Source organism: Lysinibacillus sp. ZYM-1 (genome assembly GCF_001308875.1).
Lineage (GTDB): Bacteria > Bacillota > Bacilli > Bacillales_A > Planococcaceae > Lysinibacillus.
Genome location: NZ_KQ465110.1, coordinates 91,087 through 111,387 on the forward strand (window position 1 = coordinate 91,087; position 20,301 = coordinate 111,387).

Genomic DNA, 20,301 nt, shown 5'->3' on the forward strand with positions numbered 1-20,301 from the left:
ACACTTCTCGTCGCTAAGCTTTATTGATTGTTCTTCTAGTATTAAAACGCTTGTGTTCAATAATTTCGACAAATTTAGTCGCCGCTCTAGAAAGAGGAACTGTCTTTAAAAAACACATACCAATACTCCTCGGTGGAATACTTTCGTTTAAGGATAGTTCATATAAGAGTCCACGATGGAGGTAATCCTTTGAAAACTCTTTTGTAACACATGCAATTCCTAAATTACTACGAGCAAATTCTAGTACAAGATCATGTGAACCTAGCTCAAACTCTGGTTCAATATGGACCCCATTTGACAATAAAAAATCTTCTACATATTTTCGCGAGTTTGATTTTTTCTCAAGAAAAATAAGGGGAAATTTTAATAGATCCTCATAGCTCAAACTTTTAGATGCCAATGTCTTATATTTCTCCCCACATACAAAAATATCCTGAATATCCGTGCATACCGTTAACTGTAATGTCGAATCTTCTATGGGGAAATTACAAAAACCAATATCCACCTCACCCGATTTAATAAAATTGCAAATTTCAGAAGTTGTACCATTTAACATTTCTAACTTAATATTCGGGTACATCGTATGAAATGCTTCTAAATAAGGCATGAGGAAAAAGCGTGAAATAGTATCGCCTACGCCAATCTTAAGTTGCCCCGTTGTTAAATTTTTGAATTCCAATAACTTTTCTTCTCCAGCGTCTAAAAGTCCTAAAGCAGAATTTGTATATTCAAATAGCAGACTACCTTCTGTTGTCAAAGTCACACCCTTAGGAGTTCGATTAAAAAGACGTGTACCAAGCTCTTTTTCCAGTTGCATCATAGCTTGACTGACAGCGGGTTGAGTCATATATAAATCCTTGGCTGCCCTTGAAAAGCTATTATTTTTAGCTACAACACTAAAAACACGGTATAAATCTAATTTACCTATCATATAAGCACCTCTTATAGCTATTATATGAACTATTAATTTTACTTATATCATTAATGAAGCGTATAGTAAAATCATATGGATTTTAAATCACTTTACGAAAGTTAAATGAGGAGAGATTAAGTTGGAACGTGTAATCGGAACAGTAGTAAGAGGTCTTCGTGGTCCTATTATTAACGAAGGCGATCATATTGAACAAATCGTTGTAGATACAGTGTTAAATGCTGCGAAAGTCGAAGGTTATGCTATTGAGGATCGAGATATTGTGACCGTAACTGAGTCAGTTGTGGCACGTGCACAAGGTAACTACGCAACAATCGACGATATCGCTGTGGATGTGGCAGCGAAATTTGGCGATGATACTGTGGGAGTTATTTTCCCTATTTTAAGTCGAAATCGTTTTGCCAACTGTTTACGCGGTATTGCCAAGGGCGTTAAGAAGGTTGTATTAATGCTAAGCTACCCATCTGATGAAGTTGGTAATCATCTTGTTGATATTGATGAGTTAGATGTAAAAGGTATTAATCCTTGGATAGATACATTAAATGAAGTTGAATTCCGCGAGCATTTCGGCTATAAAAAACATACATTTACTGGTGTAGATTATATTGAATACTATAAAGAGTTAATTGAAGCAGAAGGGGCTACATGTGAGGTAATCTTCTCCAATAACCCAAAAACAATTTTAGATTATACGAAGAGTGTCCTAACATGTGATATTCACTCACGTTTCCGCACAAAACGCATTTTAACAGCGAATGGTGCTGAAAAAGTTTACAGCCTTGATAATATTTTAGCTGAATCCATTAATGGTTCAGGTTTCAATGCGGAGTATGGTCTTCTTGGCTCTAACAAAGCTACAGAAGATAGTATCAAGTTGTTCCCACATACTTGCCAACCGATTGTTGACGGAATCCAAGCAAAGATCAAAGAAGCTACAGGTAAAACTGTAGAAGTTATGATTTACGGTGATGGTGCATTCAAAGATCCTGTAGGAAAAATTTGGGAACTTGCAGACCCTGTTGTTTCCCCAGCATTCACAGCTGGATTAAACGGAACACCTAACGAGGTTAAATTAAAATATTTAGCAGACAACGACTTTGCAGACCTTCGTGGAGAAGAGTTAAAAGCGGCTATTTCTGAATACATTCAAAATAAAGATGAAGATTTAACAGGTCAAATGGCTGCACAGGGAACAACACCTCGACGCTTAACAGACCTTATCGGCTCCCTTTCTGATTTGACATCAGGTTCAGGAGACAAAGGAACACCTATGATTTACATTCAAGGTTACTTCGACAACTACACTAAATAATGAAAAAATGAACTCTCGTACTAGTGACGAGAGTTCATTTTTATTGGATGGAGGAGGACAGGGATCGAACCTGTAATTCCTATTTTATAGGGATATGCAGCCCAGCAACTTCCTCATGTATACTATTTTTGATTTATTTTATGAAGTATTACATTTTTCTCAGTCCTTTTTATAAATTAATCATTAAATTTTTACTTAATCAGGTTCATTTTATACGGTTAGGTATTACTTTTTCTTGTAGCCAGTGTTCGCTTGTTTGAACATGATGAGGTCTCACGAATTTGCCCAAATTATATTGGAAATCATCATAATGAAATGATCCAGCATTGCGAATGACATAACCCTCTTGCTCACCATCAAACATTGATTTTCCAGTAAACATACGTTTTATTTTTTCTTCGTTGAAAATTCCTCGATATAAAACAGGTGCCGTTTCTATACCTAATTCTTCAGCAAAAGCAACCGTCTCATCCCAGCTTAAACAAATATTGTCTTCATTCCAGATACTAAATAAATAAAAATAGCTGGTTAACGCTTGATAATAAATGGAGTGCTTGGCAAACATATTTTCCCCACACAATCGCCAATTAGTTGGAATCCGATAGGAAAAACTCGCATGAAATGTTTTTACCCAATGTCTTGAAGGATGGTTAGCTGAATGGATGCTTCTGGCATGCATATAGTCTCTGTAAAGTGTTGTGCCTTCTCCATCTAATTTTTCAGTGACAACAACTTCCTTTCCAATAAAATGATTCACATTTTTAGCAACCTTATCATCATGGGTATAGCTTCTGCTCCACGGTAAATGAAAGCTTCTTGGGTATTTCATAAATTTCGTCATATCTTCACTTCCTTTCTCTGCTGTTTATTTAGCAAATTGATCTGCCTCACGGAAAAAATAAAGCCTTGTTAATAGATCACCGTCTAATAAATGATAAATTTCGCTTCCACCTTTGTCACCACCATACTGTATTAACATATGGAATTGCACTAAATAAACGACCTTTAAAACAAAGTCCTCTTCAAAACCCAACTCTAATAAAAAATGACAAACCCATTGAGCTGATACATTTTCATGGCCGAAATAGCCATACCGTTGTTGCAATGGCTTATATTTTTTACAAAATGGCTTGCCGACATCATGGAATAATGCAGCTATTTGTAATGCCAGCTTATCACTTTCTATATAGTATTCATTGATATATGCATATACAAAATACGTATGCTGACATAATAAAAATTGGTGGAATGGATTTTCTTGATCGAATTGATATATTTCTTTAAAAAGCGGGACTGTTCGAAGTGTTTGAAAAAGCTCCTCATAAGTGGGTTGGCTTTGAATGAGTGAAATAAATTGTTGTTGGGAAATGTCATAGGGACTTGGTTCATGTACTATATGTACTTCATCAAATCCTTCCCCTGTTGTCGGAAATTCTAAATGTTTGCTCATTTTTTCCATCACTATTAATGGTACATGCCGCTTCCGTTGCTGGTTTCTTGCTACACAGGTTGAATAGGGTGTATCAAAGTAATAGCATTCCTTCTGAACTGTACTTGGTATTTTTCGTAGTGCAAACATCCTGCGCTCTCGTTCAATATTAGTAGCATCCACAATGACCGAAAAACCTTTTGCCACTAAGCTATTTAGACGCTCATATAATGTGCGAAAGACCACACGTGATTTCTGCTTAGTTGCGTCACCAAATAGCTCCTGACGTATAGCGTCACTTGAAAGGACAACGGCATTTTCTCTTTTCGCTAGCTGTTTTACATATGTGCTTTTTCCACTTCCAGGTAATCCCACTGTAAAGATTACCTTCATCCTTTTCACCTCCCTTCAAGCTTCTATATCGTATGTCGCGCCATATTCTTTAGGTATGAATATGATTATTTTTAATAATAATTTATTGTAATCAGTCATAATACGAAGATCTAACACATATAAAAAAGACTGCTCCACCTTTTTGTAGAGCAGTCTATGCATATCAATATCTTATTACCTTACACAGTTATTGTATCATAAATTTACAATAATTACTAGACTATACTTCTTACTGAAGTAGATGTATGATAAATTTCCTGATTCAATCACCCTACCATTTCCCGTTGAGGTAATTGCGTTTGAAGGTTACCGCTTTATTCAAAGATTCGGTAAACAAGCATCAAAAGAGAATCACAATTACCTACACCCCACCATCTATATAGGTAAGGGTTATTGCACCGACAGAAGAGAAAAACTATGGAGAGGAATGTGAGTACACGTTGGAAAATCAAAATGAATGGCATGAAGAAATGCAGCACCTTGAGCATTGTTTAAATATCATTGATCACAAAATGAAGGAATTATTACTTAAAGAAAAAGGTTTCAAAGAAAATGCTGTCGCTATCAAGAAAACTTTCTGGAACGATGTCAGAGTCAATTTAGATACTGCTGAGGATGTTGATGAAACCTTTTTTGCGATTAAGCAACAGGTAGAGCTTTTATCAGATTCAGAACTTGCACAGCAACGGGCAATTCGAAATATGAAAGTTTATGAACGTTTACAACAGTCACCCTACTTTGCACGAATCGATTTTTTACAAAGTGATCATCATGAACCTCTTAAAATTTATATAGGTGTTGCCACACTATTGGATGAACAAGATGAAAACATCATCATTTATGACTGGCGTGCGCCAATTTCCAGTATGTATTATGATTACACACCTGGGGAAGCCTCCTACGAAACAACGACAGAAGAAAACAACGGCGAGATGCTACTAAAACGACAATTTATTATTAAAAATGGTCAGCTACAATCAATGTTTAATACTGGTCTTACAATTGGTGATGACTTATTGCTTGATATCCTTGCACAAAACGCCAACGAACATATCCGCAGTATCGTTGCAACTATTCAAGCTGAACAAAATAAGATTATTCGTCATGTCCACTCACGATATCTCATCGTTGAAGGTGTAGCAGGTAGTGGTAAGACTGCAGTAGCTCTACAACGGGTTGCTTATTTATTGTATCGTTATCGAAATGAAATGACGGCCGATCAAATTTTACTGATCACGCCTAATCAGCTTTTTAATCAATATGTCCATACGGTCTTACCTGATTTAGGTGAAGATAATATGCAACAATTGACGTTTATTGAGTATGCTGAAAAACGTTTAGGTCGACAGTTCCAATTAGAATATCCTTATGAGCAACTTGAAGATCTTTTAACAGAAAGAGATGAGGCTCAATATCTAACTAAATTAAATAGTATTTCGTTTAAAGCAAGTCTAACTTACAAACAATTGATCGACCAATATGTAAGCTATTTGTCGAACAAAGGCTTATTATTTAAAAATATTGTTTTTCGTGGAGAACGAATTATTACTGCACAGGAAATTACGGAATACTTTTATTCTTTCCCATCCTCCATGTCGATACCAAATCGCCTACAATTAGTGAAAGAATGGTTATTGCAGCAATTGACGAAAATTGAAAGAGCTGAGCGTACGAAGGAATGGGTAGAAGAAGCAACTGAGCTATTAGACAAGGAAGACTACTCCAAGTCTTACAGTGAGCTCTTATATGAGGGACGCTATACAGAAAACTCTTTCGATGATTTTGATCACGAACGTAAAAAATTAGCGAGACAAATAGTAAAAAAACACTTTAAACCATTACGAAACTCTGTCAATCAGTTAAGATTTGTCCATATATTAGGTACCTATCGTCAACTCTTTGATCTGTCTAATGCTCTCTTTAAAGAATTTCAACATCTTGTACCAGACAATTGGGAGGATATTTGCCAAAACACTCTTCCTAATTTAGCAAAACGATTGATTGCATATGAAGATGCGGCACCATTTTTATATTTACAGGACAAAATTGAAGGTCAGCAAACAAATACGACGATACGCCATGTATTAATTGACGAAGCACAAGATTATTCACCATTCCAATTGACTGTATTACAGCAGTTATTCCCAAAAGCCCAAATGACGATTTTAGGTGATGGACATCAAACAATCCATCCACATACTTTTGATAATCCTTCTCTGCTTGACCCTCAATTATATGGTGAGCAAGCAGAAAAAATGATTTTAACGAAAAGTTATCGTTCAACAAAGCAAATCATTCAACTCACTGCCAAAATTTTAAATGATGGTAGTGAAGTAGAGGCCTTTAACCGGAATGGTCCAGAACCTTCAATTACGATTGTACCGAATGAATTAGAATTAAATGAACAGATTATCCTAAGCATCAAATCGCTATCACACAAATTTGAAACAATCGCTGTTATTTGTAAAACTGCGGCTGAATGCTCTGCCGTGTATGAACACTTAAGCAACCACGTAGATATTCAACTGATTACACACGATACTAAACAATTTAAAAAGGGCATATTACTACTCCCTGCATACATGGCAAAAGGAATCGAATTTGACGCTGTGCTTATCTATAATGCATCCGCTGCCAATTATTCACGAGAAACTGAACGTAAATATTTCTATACAGCCTGTACAAGAGCTATGCATGAGTTGCACATTTATTCCATCAATAAATTAACGTATTTCCTTCAATCATAGAGACGTTTTTTATTATTGTTGAATAGACGAAATGATTTCCATTCTGGGCTATAAGACTCCAGTGACTACATCCATCTTTTGAAAACGTACAGTGGAGGTCAGTCCGAATGGAAATCATCCTTGTTATATATAGAATGTATAGTCTTCTGGAATGACACGCTTTAAAAATTTCTTTGTGCGTTCCTCTTTTGGGCTAACAAAGATATCATGGGGGCTACCTTCCTCTACTACAACACCTCCATCCATGAAAATAACACGATTCGCTACATCTTTCGCAAAGCCCATTTCATGTGTCACTACAAGCATTGTTGTCCCCTCAGCTGCAATATTTTTCATGACCTGTAGTACCTCGCCCACTAATTCGGGGTCAAGTGCAGACGTTGGCTCATCAAATAAAATAATATCAGGATTCAATGCTACTGCGCGTGCAATTCCTACCCGTTGTTGTTGCCCTCCAGATAACTGACTTGGATATGCATTATATTTTTCAGATAAGCCTACTTTATCAAGAGCCTTTTTGCCAATTTCCACAGCCTGTGCCTTAGCAACTTTACGTCCAATAATTAGCCCTTCCGTGACATTTTCTAACGCTGTTTTATTCGTGAAAAGATTATAATTTTGGAAGACAAATGCCACACGTTGGCGAATTGCATGTACGTCTTTTTTCTTTACATGTTGAAAATCAACTTCAATATCTCCAAATGTTGCATGCCCTTGATCCGCTTTTTCTAGAAAATTGATACAACGTAATAGTGTTGTTTTTCCTGAGCCACTAGGACCTAAAATAACAACAACATCACCTTGATCAATAGCTAGATCTACACCCTTTAAAATTTCATTTTCACCAAATGATTTATGAATATTTTTTATTTCTAACATGCTCGTTCACCCCTTAGACGTTTGCCGCTTTGTATTTGCTTAAATATTTTTCATATCGCTTGAACAAGTATTCGACAGTGCTACATAAAATCAAGTACACAATAAAGATATCGAGATAGGCTTCCACGTAATTGTAGCCAACATTTGCAGCTACCTTTGCCTTCAAGGTGATTTCAGGTAGAGACATTGCATAACCCAAGGAAGTTGCTTTAATTAAATTTACCGTCGCTGTACAAATATTCGGCAGCGCTACAACTAATGCTTGCGGAATAATGATTCGACTATATGCTTGGAATGTTGTCAAACCTACTGAGTATGCTGCCTCCAATTGTCCCTTTTCAATGGTACTTAACGCAGAACGAAATACCTCTATTAATATCGCTGTTGAACTGAATGCAAACACGATAAATGCATACCATATTGGATTGATTTTATAAATATCATACGCAATATGATATTTTTCTAAAATAATTTTTAACATAAGCGGGATACTACTATAAATAATAAAGATTTGTATAATAATAGGCGTTCCTCGCACAAAGGAAACATAGATTTTCGCTAGATGATGTATAATAGGAATTTTATTAACCCTCGTTAATGCTAGCAAAAACCCTAGTGGTAGAGCAATCAACAAAGCAACAACAGTGACAAGGAGTGCGATAGGAACACCTGATAATGCGACGAAAAATGTTTCAAGTAAAAATTGATAATTCATGGTTACGCCTCCTTACGTTGTTTCTAAAGTCTTTTTACCTCTACCAAATATCTTTTCTAGTATAGTAAATATTTTTTCGATAATAATAGATAACACCCAATAAACAATAGCCAGGGCGATATAAATCTCTAAGGCATGCGCATTAATATTGCTAGCTATTATTAAATTCGCCTTTCCAACAATATCAATTAAACCGATTGTATAGGCCAAGGCACCTTCTTGTAATAAAGCAATCATGCCATTTCCGAAGTTTGGTAATGCAACGACTAACGCCTGCGGAAAAATAATTCTTCGATAGGCCTGTAAGGGTGTTAACCCTATACTAACAGCTGCCTCAAACTGCCCTTTTGGAATTGCTAAATAAGCGGACCGCATCACCTCTGACATAATCGCTGCAAATTGTAATGTGAATGTCACGACCACGAAAATAGCCGTTTCAATGGAGTGGAGATTGAGACCAAAATTTTCTGCTAATGCTGGTACACCATAATAGACAAGAAATAATAAAACAATGGATGGTGTACATCGCATAATCGTTGTATACAAGTTTGCTAATTTCCGTAATAGCTTTACAGACGAAAGCTTAGCGGCTGCTAAAAATAAGCCAAATATTGTGCCTAGGACAATAGAGGATCCTGCTACTAGAAACGTGATTTTTAAAAACGGTAATAAGACGGGGATCGCGTTCCAAATATAGGTTGCGTCAAAGTATTTATCCATTTCCTCACCAACTTTTGTTTTATGAATAAAGACTGCTGAGTGTTCCAGCCTCAACAGCCTTAATAATGGTCATTATGTTTTAAACTAACGATTAACAGTTTCCAATACTTCAAATAAATCACGACCATAGAATTTCGTGCTTATTTCATTTGTTTTCTTCTGTTCTTTAATTTGTGCGATGGCTTTATCGTAAGCATCAGCAAATTCTTGCTCTTTTTTATTGAAAAGAGGCCATGTTTTAATAACAGAAAATTCGTTATAGACTACCTCATCTTTTAAGTTATTATATGGGCCATCTTCAGCAAGTACTTGCTGTTTAAAAGGTCCCTCAATCATAACGCCCCCATCGACACGACCCTCATTTACCCACTGTACAACATCAACCGTAAATGCATCACCAGCTTCAAGTTTTACTTTATTGTCTGGGTTTGCAGTATTATATTCATCAATAATTGTGTATTGCGCATTATTAGCAGCAATAGGTGCCAACGAATAGCCCTTTTTTGCAAAATCAGCTAATGTTTTAATACTTTCATCCTCTTTACGCAATACTAGACCTGCACTACTTAAACCTAAAAATTCCTTTGGGAAAATAAATTTCTCTGTGCGTTCCTGTGTAAAGAATGCATTTTTTACCCCTACTTGATATTTACCTTGTTCTACACCAATCAATAAATCATCACTTGTCGTTCCTACATATTCAAATTTATAGTCAGGTAGTAATTCATCTACTAATTTCATTACTTCTACATCATATCCTGTTGGATTTCCATTATCGTCTATATAACTAATAGGCTTTGATGCCTGATCATAGGCAACCTTTACTGTCCGAACTTTTCCACCATCACCTGATTCCTTATCAGCTGATTCTCCTGAATTACAACCTGCTAAAAGTGCAATAGATGCCAATCCAATCGCGGCAAATTGAAAAATCTTATTCTTCTTCATCTAACATTTCTCCTTCTTATCCACATCATTATTGTTGATTTTCATTTATTTTCTGTTGTTCAATAGCAGCGGTTGCTAATTTAATTATGGTCATATCGTCCATCGGTGGATTATGAAGCCCCGCACGAACATTTCGATAATAGCGCTGTAATGGGTTTGATAGCTGTAAGCTTTTCGCTCCAACCACCCGCATGGCCTTATCGACAATGTCAATTGCCATATTGGTTACAGTATGTTTAGCAACAGCCATTTCATTTGTTAACACGGCACGTCTTGCTGGGTCATCGTACGCCTCAGCTACCCCATATAAGACAAATCTAGCTTGATAAAGCTTTAACTCAATATCCCCCAAAAGCTGTTGCACATTTGGTAATGTACTAATTGGAGCATTCAAGCTATTTGGTTGATGGTGATTAGCAAAATGTACAGCATAGTCACGAGCTGCTTGTGCAATGCCTAGGTATGTTGCTGGGATATGTAGTATCCAGCCATTTATCTTACCGCCACTAGGATGACTTGGTAATTCTACTAAATGCTCTTTGGCCACAACGACATCTGTTAATACGAGGTCATGGCTGCTAGTACCTCGCATTGCAGACATTTCCCAATTTTCCTCAATTGATACTCCTATTGAATCTTTATGAATGAGAAAAAATCCAATTTGTTGCTTTTCTTCAATCCAAGCAGAAGTGAGGAAATAATCTAACACTGGTGAAGCGGTAGTAAAGATTTTGCGCCCATTTATGCGCCATCCATCTTTTATAGAAACTGCGTTTGTTCCTGGTCTCCCCCCACGTGTTGGGCTTCCAGTTGCCGCCTCACTTACCGCTCTATTAATCATGGCACCATTCTTAATTTCTTCCGCGAATGCCGTTAATAAATCCTCAGTCCATAATTTTGTGTCATATATTTCGCCTACAACGCCTAATGTCCATCCAAGAGAAAGAGAAGCATTCTCGTCGTAGCTTGCTAACGTTTCTTGCACAAGCACCATATCATAGACTGATAGGCCCTCTCCGCCATACTGTTTCGGTAAAGTAAGTTGCGGATAACCAATTTGCTGAAGCAATCGATGCGCTTCGAATGGGAATCGAGATTGTTCATCTACCTCAGCAGCTTCGGCCTTAATGGGATCTGCGATAGCTGCTAACTTTTCCAACCAAAAGCGTTGTCGCTCAGTTCTTACAAATAAATTCTTCAAGTCAATCTCCTTCTTCCCAATATATATAAATCTTATATATTTACTAAGGATTAGTAGTAAAAAAAATCTCGCGCTACAAATTGTAGTGAGATACTATTTGGTACTGAATTTTCTGATTCGTTGACATTTATATTACTTTTCACATTTAAAAATGTCAATGGGTGAAATTCAAGTTTTTTTGTCAGTTTAATAAGAATTAAACCATATTCATCTTTTATGCACCAAGCTTTGTTTACAACATATGCTAAGACTATGAGAGAGGTGTATATATGACCAATAACATAAATTCTATGCAAAATGCTGGCAGCCAACCCCATTTTGTACCACAAGTTATCCAAACTAAGTTCGGCGATATTAATGGCGATGGCTCCTTTGAAACCATTTTTTTGATGGGGACTCAAAAGCCTGACAGCCCTTTATGGGAAAATATTACACTAACTATTTTTTATGGGCAAACAGGGCGAATGGAACAAATTCCACTGAAAGAAAATGTAGGCTATAATCCAACTATATTTCTAGGGGATTTTACTGGTAATCATATTGAGGATATCCTAGTTATCTCTGATACTGGAGGCAGCGGAGGAATTATTAATGGGGAAATATTCTCCACCATCAATAATCGGGTACGTCCTATCTTTGATACCGAGTCGTTTAATAATAGGCTCAAGTATACTGTCAATTATGCCAACAACTACAAGGCGGTTGTTCAAAGTAGTAGCCCCGCAAAAAAATATATAATTGATCTACATTATAAAGGTCCTGACTACTTAGCAGAAATCTATCATCCAGACGGGACATTAAAACAACCCATCGAGGGTTGGGTTGACCCAATCAGTGGACTATACCCTGTTGATTATGACCGGGATGGGACATATGAAATTTTAGCTTATCAAGAGATAGCTGGCCGGTATCATGCAGATGGCTTAGGCTATGTGGAAAATATATTAAAATGGAATGGCCATGAATTTGTAGTAGATCGGCAAACGGTTAGTATTTTCGGAGAAGATTTATCATAGGAGACTAATAGTTAAATAAGAAGATAAAAGACAAGAATCTGCTTATTTTTTACTAATTTATAGCGAAAATGAGCAGATTCCTTCATTATATTTATTTTTCCACCAATGCAAAATAATTGTTTTCAGGATCAGCAAAATTAAAAACTCTACCCATTGGCATCATTACTAAATCGCCCACTTTAATGCCCTTCGCCTGAAAATCTTGGTACATCTCTTCAATTTTTTCAGCGTAAAACATAATAGAGGGTGTTCCTAAATTTAATTCCGGCTGCATTTTAGCAATTATTTCTTTATTGTGTAACACAAAGGATGTTTGAGCTTCCACGGTTGGCGCAATTTCAATCCAACGCATTCCTGCTTCCTCCTGCTCAGCAATGATAACAAAACCCACTTTTTCCGTCCAAAATTTCACTGCAGCATCTTGGTCATTAACATATAACATGACTTGTCCAATTTGATGAATCATGACATAAATCCCTCCTCTTTTGTGCTTTAGTATACAACAAAAAGTAGCATTATATAGCTTCTAACGAATCCGTTTATAGAAATTTCTAAAAATTGATAATAATATCTATTAGGGCTTACCTTTTATTTTATTTCTGTTAGAATGAGAATTATTTACCTTATAGGGAAAAGTATAGAACAAAAAAATATTATGTGAGGATAATACAAGTGAAACAACTAAGTTTAAGAAAAAAGCTTATTATTTCGTTTTTAGCAATGCTTCTCATCCCAACGTTATTAATTGGAATAATTTCGTACCAAAGTGCTGAAAGTCAAATTTCAGCCGAACAGCAAGCCAGTGCAACAGAAAGTGTGCGCATACTTAATACTAATATTACAAACACAATTAAACCCAAATTAGAAGATGTACAATATTTTTCTAATAAGTTTAATCAATCCTATTTGCAAGAAAATAAAATTTCAGAGCTTAAATCACTTCTACGAGAATACGTTAATATGCATTCAGAAGTTGAGCTAATTTATATTGGTACTGCTGATGGCAAACTACTGGACGAGCCTGCTCAAGTATATGCTGATGCCTTTGATCCTCGTATAAGACCCTGGTATAAACAGGCTATTGATAATAATGGTCAAGTCACTATTACTGCACCCTATGTTTCAAAATCTACTGGTGATGTTGTTATTACTATCACTCAAGCTTTACCAGATAGTTCAGGGGTAATAGGTATAGACTTAAATATTTCAACACTAAGTGACATTACCAATGAAATACGCATCGGCGAAACAGGCTATGCCTCTCTTTTAGATGATAATAAAATCTATATTGCTCAGCCTGATAAGGAAAGCGGTGTCGAGGCAACCGAAAACTATATCGCAAAAATTTATGAACAAGAAAACGGGACGATTATTGAAAGAGACCGTCACTTACAGTTTGTTACAAATGAACTTACGGGTTGGAAAGTTATTGGTACAATGTTTACCGCAGAAGCAGCAAAAGCAGCTGCTTCAACACTGAATATCAACTTAATAATCATTGCTGCATCAATTGTAGTTGGGGTAATATTTATGCTCTTTATGATTAAATCTGTTGTCAATCCAATAAATAAGCTGAAACAAAGTGCTTTAAAAATTAGTGACGGTGATTTAACTGAGTTTATAGACATTCACTCTAAAGATGAAATTGGACAACTTGGGGAAGCATTTATCTCTATGAAGGTGAGTTTGAAAAAACTAATTCGTAACGTTGACCAAAGCTCACAACATGTCCAATCGTCAGCTCAAGATTTATCTGCTAATGCTGAGCAAAATATTGCTGCCTCTGAGCAGGTTGCTGAAGCCATGCAGCAAATGGCCATCAGTACAGAAAAACAAACGACCGCTATAGATCAGAATGCTATTTCAGTCGAGGAAATTGCTAAAGGCGTTGTGGAAGTTGCAGATAGCTCTATGCAGGTATCTGATCTCTCTAGCCACGCTATCCAATTAGCTGAGGAAGGCGGTCAATCTGTCGAACAAACCGTTAAACAAATGAACTCTATTTACGAATCTGTTACACAATCAGATACAATGATTAAAACGCTCTATGATCGTACAAAAGAAATAGGTTCAATTTTGGAGATGATCAGTGCCATTTCAGACCAAACAAACTTACTTGCTCTAAATGCCGCTATAGAGGCAGCAAGAGCGGGAGAACATGGAAAAGGTTTTGCAGTGGTGGCCGATGAAGTTCGAAAACTAGCAGAGCAATCACATCATTCAGCAGAAGAGATTTCCGCACTCATTACTAGTATTCAGCAGGATACAGCAAAATCTGTACAAACAATGGTAAAGGCATCTGCAGATGTTCAAGATGGCTTACAATTAACGGAAGAAACGAATAAAAAATTTGCTAATATAATTGAGAGCCTCCGAAACATCGCACCAAAAATGGAGGATATCTCTGCCTCAGCTCAAGAAATGTCAGCAGTCGTAGAGGAAGTCTCTGCTACAGCCATAGAACTATCAGATCATGCTAAATTAAATGCAGCAGCTACTGAGGAAGTTGCAGCTTCAACTGAACAAACTTTATCCTCCATGCAGGACATAGCTTCCGCTGCTAAAACGTTACTTGATATGGCGGATGAATTGCAGGGCTATGTAGATCGTTTTCATTACTAAAAATAAAGCACGGTGACATGTCACCGTGCTTTTAATTGTATAAGTTATTCATTTACCTCATGGCTAAATTGCCACTCTACACCAAATTTATCTGTAAGGGAGCCGTAACATTTGCTCCAAAATGTTTCTTGAAGTTCCATTACAACTTTCCCACCATCTTTAAGCTTATCAAATGCTTTTCGCATCTGCTCTTCATCATCAGAAACAACTGCTAATGTAACATTGTTTCCAACTGCATATGGTGAGCCTGGAAATGTATCTGAGAACATAATTCTACTACCGAATACGGAAAGTCGTGTATGCATAACAAGATCTTTTGCTTCCTCTGGTAATGGATAATCAGGATTTTGTGGTGAATCCCCAAATGTCATAATTTCAGCCTTGTCCGTACTAAAAGCATCTTCGTAAAACGCTACAGCTTCTCGACAATTTCCATTAAAAATTAAATATACCTCTACCGCCATTTCCAACACTCCCTTAACATTTTTTGAAACAATTCTATTGTACATGGATTATAAATCATAACACAAACTATAAGTGAAATAATTCATCTACAACATAAGAAATCTAGCCTTATTTTCAATTTTATTAATTATTTTCGCAAAAGCTTTGACATTTACTCGAAAATCATGTAAATTACCAAATGGCGAACAATTTAAAATAAATCTTTAAAAATATTCGTATTTTAGGAGTGTATATAATGGATAACGTATTTGACTATGAGGATATTCAACTAATTCCCGCAAAATGTATTGTAGAAAGTCGCTCAGAATGTGATACTTCAGTTACTTTAGGAGGACATACTTTTAAACTTCCTGTAGTACCTGCTAATATGCAAACAATTATTGATGAAAATCTTGCTAAGAAGCTTGCTGAAAACGGTTACTTTTATATCATGCATCGATTCCAACCAGAAGCACGTGTAAACTTCATTCAGGATATGCAAAGTAGTGGTTTAATTGCTTCTATCAGCGTTGGTGTAAAAGAGGAAGAGTATGCGTTTATTGAAGAATTAGCTGCTGCAAATCTAGTACCTGATTTCATTACAATAGATATTGCGCATGGCCATTCTAATGCTGTCATTCGTATGATCCAGCATATTAAAAAACACTTACCAAATAGCTTTGTTATTGCTGGTAATGTTGGAACACCAGAAGCTGTTCGTGAACTTGAAAACGCTGGAGCTGATGCGACAAAAGTTGGAATTGGACCAGGTAAAGTATGTATCACTAAAATTAAAACAGGCTTTGGTACAGGTGGCTGGCAGTTAGCCGCTCTTCGATGGTGTGCAAAGGCTGCTACAAAGCCAATTATTGCTGATGGTGGTATTCGAACACACGGAGATATCGCTAAGTCTGTACGTTTTGGCGCTTCAATGGTGATGATTGGTTCTTTATTCGCAGGCCATGAAGAGTCACCTGGTCAAACAATCGAAGTCGAGGGGAAAAAGGTAAAAGAATACTTCGGTTCTGCTTCAGAATTCCAAAAAGGCGAACGTAAAAATGTCGAAGGAAAGAAAATGTTTGTTGAACATAAAGGAAGCATTAAAGATACATTAATAGAAATGCAACAAGACTTACAATCATCTATTTCATATGCAGGTGGCACAAAGCTAGAAGCTATTCGAAATGTTGATTATGTTATCGTGAAAAACTCTATCTTCAATGGAGATAAAGTGTACTAATAAGTTACAACCCCACTTAAGAATAGAACATTCTTAAGTGGGGTTTTTCTATGTATTTCCCTACTCCAATTATTCGATAAAAACCTTGCTTACAGTATAAAATAAAATATTGTATTTATTATCAGAATTTTCTATTTAATTAGAAAATTTTATATTATACTATAACTATATCGCATTACTTTTCTAGTAATGGGGGAACGGAGGTCTTTTCTATGATTAAATCGGTGCGTAATAAGTTGGTCACTCTAGCCATTATCGTAATTCTCATTTCTACCGCATTGGTTGGAACAGTCAATTATTTTGTAGCAAGAAGTGAGATGGATCAGGTAGGTCGACAAAGTCTTAAGAATGGCACACTTGGCATACTTGAATTAATTGCGCAATTAGATGAGCAAGTTCAAAAGGGAAAATTAACATTGGAGGAAGCACAGGAAAGTGCCAGAACTCAAATTGTTGGTAAAAAAATTGAAGATCATAAGCGATCTATCGATAATCCTGTAAAATACGGAGATAATTTTTATTTCTATGCCTTTAAGGATAATGGTATGGTTGAAACTCATCCCTCTCTTGAAGGTCAAGATATCTCAGACTTACAGACAGGTGATGGACGTTATTTCGTAAAGGAAATGATTGAAGCGGCAAAGGCTGGTGGCGGCTATGTGCGGTATGATTGGGCACTACCCTCCAATCCTGATATAGTTGCCCCTAAAATTACTTATGTAGAAATGGACAAGCATTGGGGGTGGATTATCGCAGCTGGTACATATGAAATGGATTTTAATGCAGGTACTAAAAATGTATTATATTACACACTTGGTACGACAATTCTAGCTACAATAATCGGCGTAGCGCTCTTTTGGTTCTTCTCTGGTCAGATGACTGCCTACATCCGCAAAATTATGGTAATCACATCGGATATTGCTAAAGGCAAGCTAACAGGCGATGATATTCCCGTAACCACAAAGGATGAACTAGGAATATTAGCTAATAATGTGAATAATATGAAACATAGCTTGCATGAGATGGTCAATAATACAAAGGAAAGTGCATCCCAAATGAGAGTGTCTTCGGAAATACTTAGTGCTATAACTGAGGAAACTACCGCTTCTGCTGATGAAATCCATCAAGCCATCAATGACATTTCTAAAGGTTCTGTTGTGCAAGCAGAGGAAGCTGAAATGGCCATTAGTAAAGTGGAGACACTATCATCACTTATTTCCAATGCTACAAGTAAATATAGTGAAATCACTGAAAATATGAATATCATTAATCATTCACAAGAAAACGGCCGACAAAAAGTAGATGGATTATTGCAAAATTCCAATGAATTTACGGAAGTAATTGAGGAGTTAAGAACTAATTTTTCAAGTTTAACCAGCCAGATGAAAGAAATACATCAAGTGGTACAAACGATTACTTCTATTTCTGAGCAAACAAATCTATTAGCATTAAATGCAAGTATTGAGGCAGCTCGTGCAGGTGAGCATGGTAAAGGGTTTGCTGTAGTTGCAGAAGAGGTACGAAATTTATCAGAGGATACAAACGAAGCCACTAATCGTGTCAAAAATCTATTACAGCGTATCGAGATCGATACAGCTAATTCTGATACAAAAATGATACACACTCTTCAGCTATCACAAAGTCAGGCAATGTCGATAACAGAAGTAAAAGGAGCTTTTACTTTCCTAGCCGATTCTATCCAGGACATTACAGAGCACCTTGTTTCACTTAATGAGGGTATGAGTGAAATGGCTGAAAACCGTATTGTTGTCATTAATGCTATTAATGAAATAGCCAGCGTAGCCACAGAATCTGCCGCAGCAACAGAACAAATTAATGCATCCATTGACGAACAAAAGTCAGCGGTCACATCTATCATGCACTCCTCACAGGAACTCCATACAGAGGCAGAGCGCATGTATGAATTAGTAGAACGCTTTACATGACATGTGACATGCTATAAAAAAGAATGCTACGAATTTCGTAGCATTCTTCTTTTCATTATAGTTTGTTGATTACTGCGTGAATTGTTTCCTTTAGTTCTGCATCGTAATTAGAAAGATCTACAAGGTTTCCTACACGCTCACGTAATACTGGGCGCTCAATTACTAGCTTCTCATCCAGTACTTGAACTAGTAGTTCGATAATAAGACGATCACGAACAACTAACGCTTCTTCTAAACGTTCTGGTGTAATTTTCGCATCAGTTTTTGCAGCTTTTGCCATTTTAAAAACCCCTTTTAAATTTTATATTCATGCACATCTATTTTAGCATACCGCTAAATTATTTTGAAAACTTTCTTTCGTAAAATATACCAAAACTTTACAAATTATATAAGAAAGATTTACGACAAATTGTTATATTCATATCATAACGCTCTGCTATTTTACCATATGATATATGTGTTTGGTGTTCATCATCAAAATATGATTGGAGGAATTATATGAATCAAAAAAAATCACCATACTTACAGCTCATAAAAGCTGTACCAAAGTCTCTTCAGCTCTTTCTGAATGTTTGCCTTGTCCTATTAGCGCTCATCTTATCGTTTTTACTCTTTAAGGAGCTAATTGAATTTCTCAAAATATTACTATTCACCAAGGAAGGTGGCGATTACAAGCTATTCCTTGCTAACATTCTTATTTTCTTTTTGTATTTTGAGTTCATCACGATGATTATTAAATATTTTAAAGAGGATTATCATTTTCCGCTTCGATACTTTATATATATAGGTATCACAGCTATGATTCGATTAATTATCGTTGAGCATGATCATCCTCTTAATACGTTAATTTATTCAGTGATTATTCTTATACTGATAATTAGTTACTTTATTATCAATATCACACCACTTGAAAGACCGTCACGATCTTCTCTTTTTATGAAAAAAGAGCACTAACCTAGCATCACCATTCTAAAATGCGGACATACACTTAGGCTTTTCAAAAACAAAGAAAAACTGCTGTAATTCCTGTAAAAATTGCTCATGACTGATCTTTATTTGATGATGCATATACAGCTCTTGGACCGTTATAACACCCATTACCAATGAAGAAAGCTCTGCCACATCTAAAATTACTTCTACATCATAGCTACCACTTTCAATAATGTTGATAGTACCTTTAACAGCCTCGATAATGAGTTGCTGATTATTTTCAGGAAGTAATGAGTCAGTAACCGTTAATTTGAATATAAGTGTTACACCATTAAAATGATGTGTCGTTAATTCTTCAAAAAAGCCTTTCACATTAATAATACGGTACATCAGCCCAACTCCTGACACAGCATTTTCATGGTAAACGCTTGGAATTAAATGATTTGTACCATTTCTTCCATCGCCTAAAAAGAAATGAACATTGTCTTCTTGTGTGTTCCACTCAATTCGGTTTACTTGATCTGCCTGACTGTTTAAAAATGTACTTAGTTCTAAAAAAGCCTGCGGCGTTTCATATATCCACTCTTTAATTACTAAATTATTCAACATAAAATTACTCTCACTTTGCTTTTTAAATGAAAAGACGGTATAGCCTTGTACTGTACCATCCTTTTCCATCGCAATCACATAATGTTCCTCGCTTTTAAAAATAAAGGACAGCTCTGACTTTGTTTTGAGAAACATCCCATGCTTTTGAGCTGCTACCCTGTTATAGCAATCTATTAGCTGTTGTTGATCTCGCACTGTCAAATATTTAAGGTGCTTCTT

19 protein-coding genes are annotated in these 20,301 nt (G+C 36.2%); 7 read left to right on the forward strand and 12 right to left on the reverse strand.

Translation table 11 applies throughout. The features are described 5' to 3' along the window. Positions 1-13: 13 nt before the first annotated feature. Positions 14-931 carry a LysR family transcriptional regulator gene (locus AO843_RS05740; RefSeq protein ID WP_054610182.1) on the reverse strand — a complete coding sequence of 306 codons (918 nt, stop codon included), beginning with the start codon at positions 929-931 and terminating at the stop codon, positions 14-16. A gap of 121 nt (positions 932-1,052) precedes the next feature. Here AO843_RS05740 and AO843_RS05745 point away from each other — a divergent pair, with 121 nt between their 5' ends. Continuing rightward, entirely contained in the window at positions 1,053-2,243 is a 1,191-nt protein-coding gene (locus tag AO843_RS05745) for a coenzyme F420-0:L-glutamate ligase (RefSeq protein ID WP_054610183.1), read from the forward strand. A gap of 205 nt (positions 2,244-2,448) precedes the next feature. Here the strand turns inward: AO843_RS05745 and AO843_RS05750 are convergent, their stop codons facing one another. Continuing rightward, positions 2,449-3,084: an RNA ligase family protein gene (locus AO843_RS05750; protein WP_054610184.1), complete on the reverse strand. Its 636-nt coding sequence runs from the start codon at positions 3,082-3,084 to the stop codon at positions 2,449-2,451. Between the two features lie 24 nt (positions 3,085-3,108). Beyond that, on the reverse strand, positions 3,109-4,065 hold the full coding sequence (locus AO843_RS05755) for an AAA family ATPase (RefSeq protein ID WP_054610185.1): 957 nt from the start codon (positions 4,063-4,065) through the stop codon (positions 3,109-3,111). 440 nt (positions 4,066-4,505) lie between these two features. On the opposite strand from AO843_RS05755, the gene helD reads away from it, so the two are divergent. After that, positions 4,506-6,812 (forward strand): RNA polymerase recycling motor HelD, encoded by a 2,307-nt coding sequence (gene helD, locus AO843_RS05760; RefSeq protein WP_054610186.1) that lies wholly within the window; start codon positions 4,506-4,508, stop codon positions 6,810-6,812. A 123-nt stretch (positions 6,813-6,935) separates the two neighbouring features. Here helD and AO843_RS05765 read toward each other — a convergent pair whose 3' ends face one another. The 5 genes from AO843_RS05765 to AO843_RS05785 form a co-directional block, all read right to left on the reverse strand. After that, positions 6,936-7,691, reverse strand: coding sequence for an amino acid ABC transporter ATP-binding protein (locus AO843_RS05765; protein WP_054610187.1), 756 nt, complete (start codon positions 7,689-7,691; stop codon positions 6,936-6,938). A gap of 13 nt (positions 7,692-7,704) precedes the next feature. After that, a complete protein-coding gene (locus AO843_RS05770) occupies positions 7,705-8,406 on the reverse strand; it encodes an amino acid ABC transporter permease (protein WP_054610188.1) in 702 nt (233 codons plus the stop codon). A 12-nt stretch (positions 8,407-8,418) separates the two neighbouring features. Further along, a complete protein-coding gene (locus AO843_RS05775) occupies positions 8,419-9,126 on the reverse strand; it encodes an amino acid ABC transporter permease (protein WP_054610189.1) in 708 nt (235 codons plus the stop codon). An 84-nt stretch (positions 9,127-9,210) separates the two neighbouring features. Continuing rightward, positions 9,211-10,074, reverse strand: a complete 864-nt coding sequence (locus tag AO843_RS05780; protein WP_054610190.1) for a transporter substrate-binding domain-containing protein — start codon at positions 10,072-10,074, stop codon at positions 9,211-9,213. A 28-nt stretch (positions 10,075-10,102) separates the two neighbouring features. Then, on the reverse strand, positions 10,103-11,275 hold the full coding sequence (locus AO843_RS05785) for an acyl-CoA dehydrogenase family protein (protein WP_054610191.1): 1,173 nt from the start codon (positions 11,273-11,275) through the stop codon (positions 10,103-10,105). A gap of 269 nt (positions 11,276-11,544) precedes the next feature. On the opposite strand from AO843_RS05785, the gene AO843_RS05790 reads away from it, so the two are divergent. Then, positions 11,545-12,291 (forward strand): hypothetical protein, encoded by a 747-nt coding sequence (locus AO843_RS05790; protein ID WP_054610192.1) that lies wholly within the window; start codon positions 11,545-11,547, stop codon positions 12,289-12,291. 91 nt (positions 12,292-12,382) lie between these two features. On the opposite strand, the gene AO843_RS05795 is transcribed toward AO843_RS05790, so the two are convergent. Then, positions 12,383-12,757 (reverse strand): VOC family protein, encoded by a 375-nt coding sequence (locus tag AO843_RS05795; protein WP_054610193.1) that lies wholly within the window; start codon positions 12,755-12,757, stop codon positions 12,383-12,385. A gap of 206 nt (positions 12,758-12,963) precedes the next feature. Here AO843_RS05795 and AO843_RS05800 point away from each other — a divergent pair, with 206 nt between their 5' ends. Then, positions 12,964-14,913, forward strand: coding sequence for a HAMP domain-containing methyl-accepting chemotaxis protein (locus AO843_RS05800; protein ID WP_054610194.1), 1,950 nt, complete (start codon positions 12,964-12,966; stop codon positions 14,911-14,913). 44 nt (positions 14,914-14,957) lie between these two features. Here AO843_RS05800 and AO843_RS05805 read toward each other — a convergent pair whose 3' ends face one another. Beyond that, complete coding sequence (locus AO843_RS05805; protein ID WP_025116510.1) at positions 14,958-15,377, reverse strand: VOC family protein; 420 nt, start codon at positions 15,375-15,377, stop codon at positions 14,958-14,960. 236 nt (positions 15,378-15,613) lie between these two features. Between AO843_RS05805 and guaC the strand changes: the two genes are divergently transcribed. Next, positions 15,614-16,597 carry a GMP reductase gene (gene guaC, locus AO843_RS05810; RefSeq protein ID WP_054610195.1) on the forward strand — a complete coding sequence of 328 codons (984 nt, stop codon included), beginning with the start codon at positions 15,614-15,616 and terminating at the stop codon, positions 16,595-16,597. 212 nt (positions 16,598-16,809) lie between these two features. Continuing rightward, a complete protein-coding gene (locus tag AO843_RS05815; protein WP_197278881.1) occupies positions 16,810-18,543 on the forward strand; it encodes a methyl-accepting chemotaxis protein in 1,734 nt (577 codons plus the stop codon). Between the two features lie 55 nt (positions 18,544-18,598). Here AO843_RS05815 and AO843_RS05820 read toward each other — a convergent pair whose 3' ends face one another. Beyond that, positions 18,599-18,823, reverse strand: a complete 225-nt coding sequence (locus AO843_RS05820; RefSeq protein WP_054610196.1) for a hypothetical protein — start codon at positions 18,821-18,823, stop codon at positions 18,599-18,601. 218 nt (positions 18,824-19,041) lie between these two features. Between AO843_RS05820 and psiE the strand changes: the two genes are divergently transcribed. Beyond that, positions 19,042-19,497, forward strand: a complete 456-nt coding sequence (gene psiE / locus AO843_RS05825) for a phosphate-starvation-inducible protein PsiE (protein WP_054610197.1) — start codon at positions 19,042-19,044, stop codon at positions 19,495-19,497. A gap of 15 nt (positions 19,498-19,512) precedes the next feature. Here psiE and eis read toward each other — a convergent pair whose 3' ends face one another. Next, positions 19,513-20,277 carry a GNAT family N-acetyltransferase gene (gene eis, locus AO843_RS25055; protein ID WP_231630089.1) on the reverse strand — a complete coding sequence of 255 codons (765 nt, stop codon included), beginning with the start codon at positions 20,275-20,277 and terminating at the stop codon, positions 19,513-19,515. Positions 20,278-20,301: the final 24 nt, after the last annotated feature.

What these genes read in the sequence shown, in the direction of transcription:
- AO843_RS05740 (WP_054610182.1), bottom strand. Translation starts at nt 931, where the DNA reads ATGATAGGTAAATTAGATTTATACCGTGTTTTTAGTGTTGTAGCTAAA.
- AO843_RS05750 (WP_054610184.1), bottom strand. Translation starts at nt 3,084, where the DNA reads ATGACGAAATTTATGAAATACCCAAGAAGCTTTCATTTACCGTGGAGC.
- AO843_RS05755 (WP_054610185.1), bottom strand. Translation starts at nt 4,065, where the DNA reads ATGAAGGTAATCTTTACAGTGGGATTACCTGGAAGTGGAAAAAGCACA.
- AO843_RS05765 (WP_054610187.1), bottom strand. Translation starts at nt 7,691, where the DNA reads ATGTTAGAAATAAAAAATATTCATAAATCATTTGGTGAAAATGAAATT.
- AO843_RS05770 (WP_054610188.1), bottom strand. Translation starts at nt 8,406, where the DNA reads ATGAATTATCAATTTTTACTTGAAACATTTTTCGTCGCATTATCAGGT.
- AO843_RS05775 (WP_054610189.1), bottom strand. Translation starts at nt 9,126, where the DNA reads ATGGATAAATACTTTGACGCAACCTATATTTGGAACGCGATCCCCGTC.
- AO843_RS05780 (WP_054610190.1), bottom strand. Translation starts at nt 10,074, where the DNA reads ATGAAGAAGAATAAGATTTTTCAATTTGCCGCGATTGGATTGGCATCT.
- AO843_RS05790 (WP_054610192.1), top strand. Translation starts at nt 11,545, where the DNA reads ATGACCAATAACATAAATTCTATGCAAAATGCTGGCAGCCAACCCCAT.
- AO843_RS05795 (WP_054610193.1), bottom strand. Translation starts at nt 12,757, where the DNA reads ATGATTCATCAAATTGGACAAGTCATGTTATATGTTAATGACCAAGAT.
- AO843_RS05805 (WP_025116510.1), bottom strand. Translation starts at nt 15,377, where the DNA reads ATGGCGGTAGAGGTATATTTAATTTTTAATGGAAATTGTCGAGAAGCT.
- guaC (WP_054610195.1), top strand. Translation starts at nt 15,614, where the DNA reads ATGGATAACGTATTTGACTATGAGGATATTCAACTAATTCCCGCAAAA.
- AO843_RS05815 (WP_197278881.1), top strand. Translation starts at nt 16,810, where the DNA reads ATGATTAAATCGGTGCGTAATAAGTTGGTCACTCTAGCCATTATCGTA.
- AO843_RS05820 (WP_054610196.1), bottom strand. Translation starts at nt 18,823, where the DNA reads ATGGCAAAAGCTGCAAAAACTGATGCGAAAATTACACCAGAACGTTTA.
- psiE (WP_054610197.1), top strand. Translation starts at nt 19,042, where the DNA reads ATGAATCAAAAAAAATCACCATACTTACAGCTCATAAAAGCTGTACCA.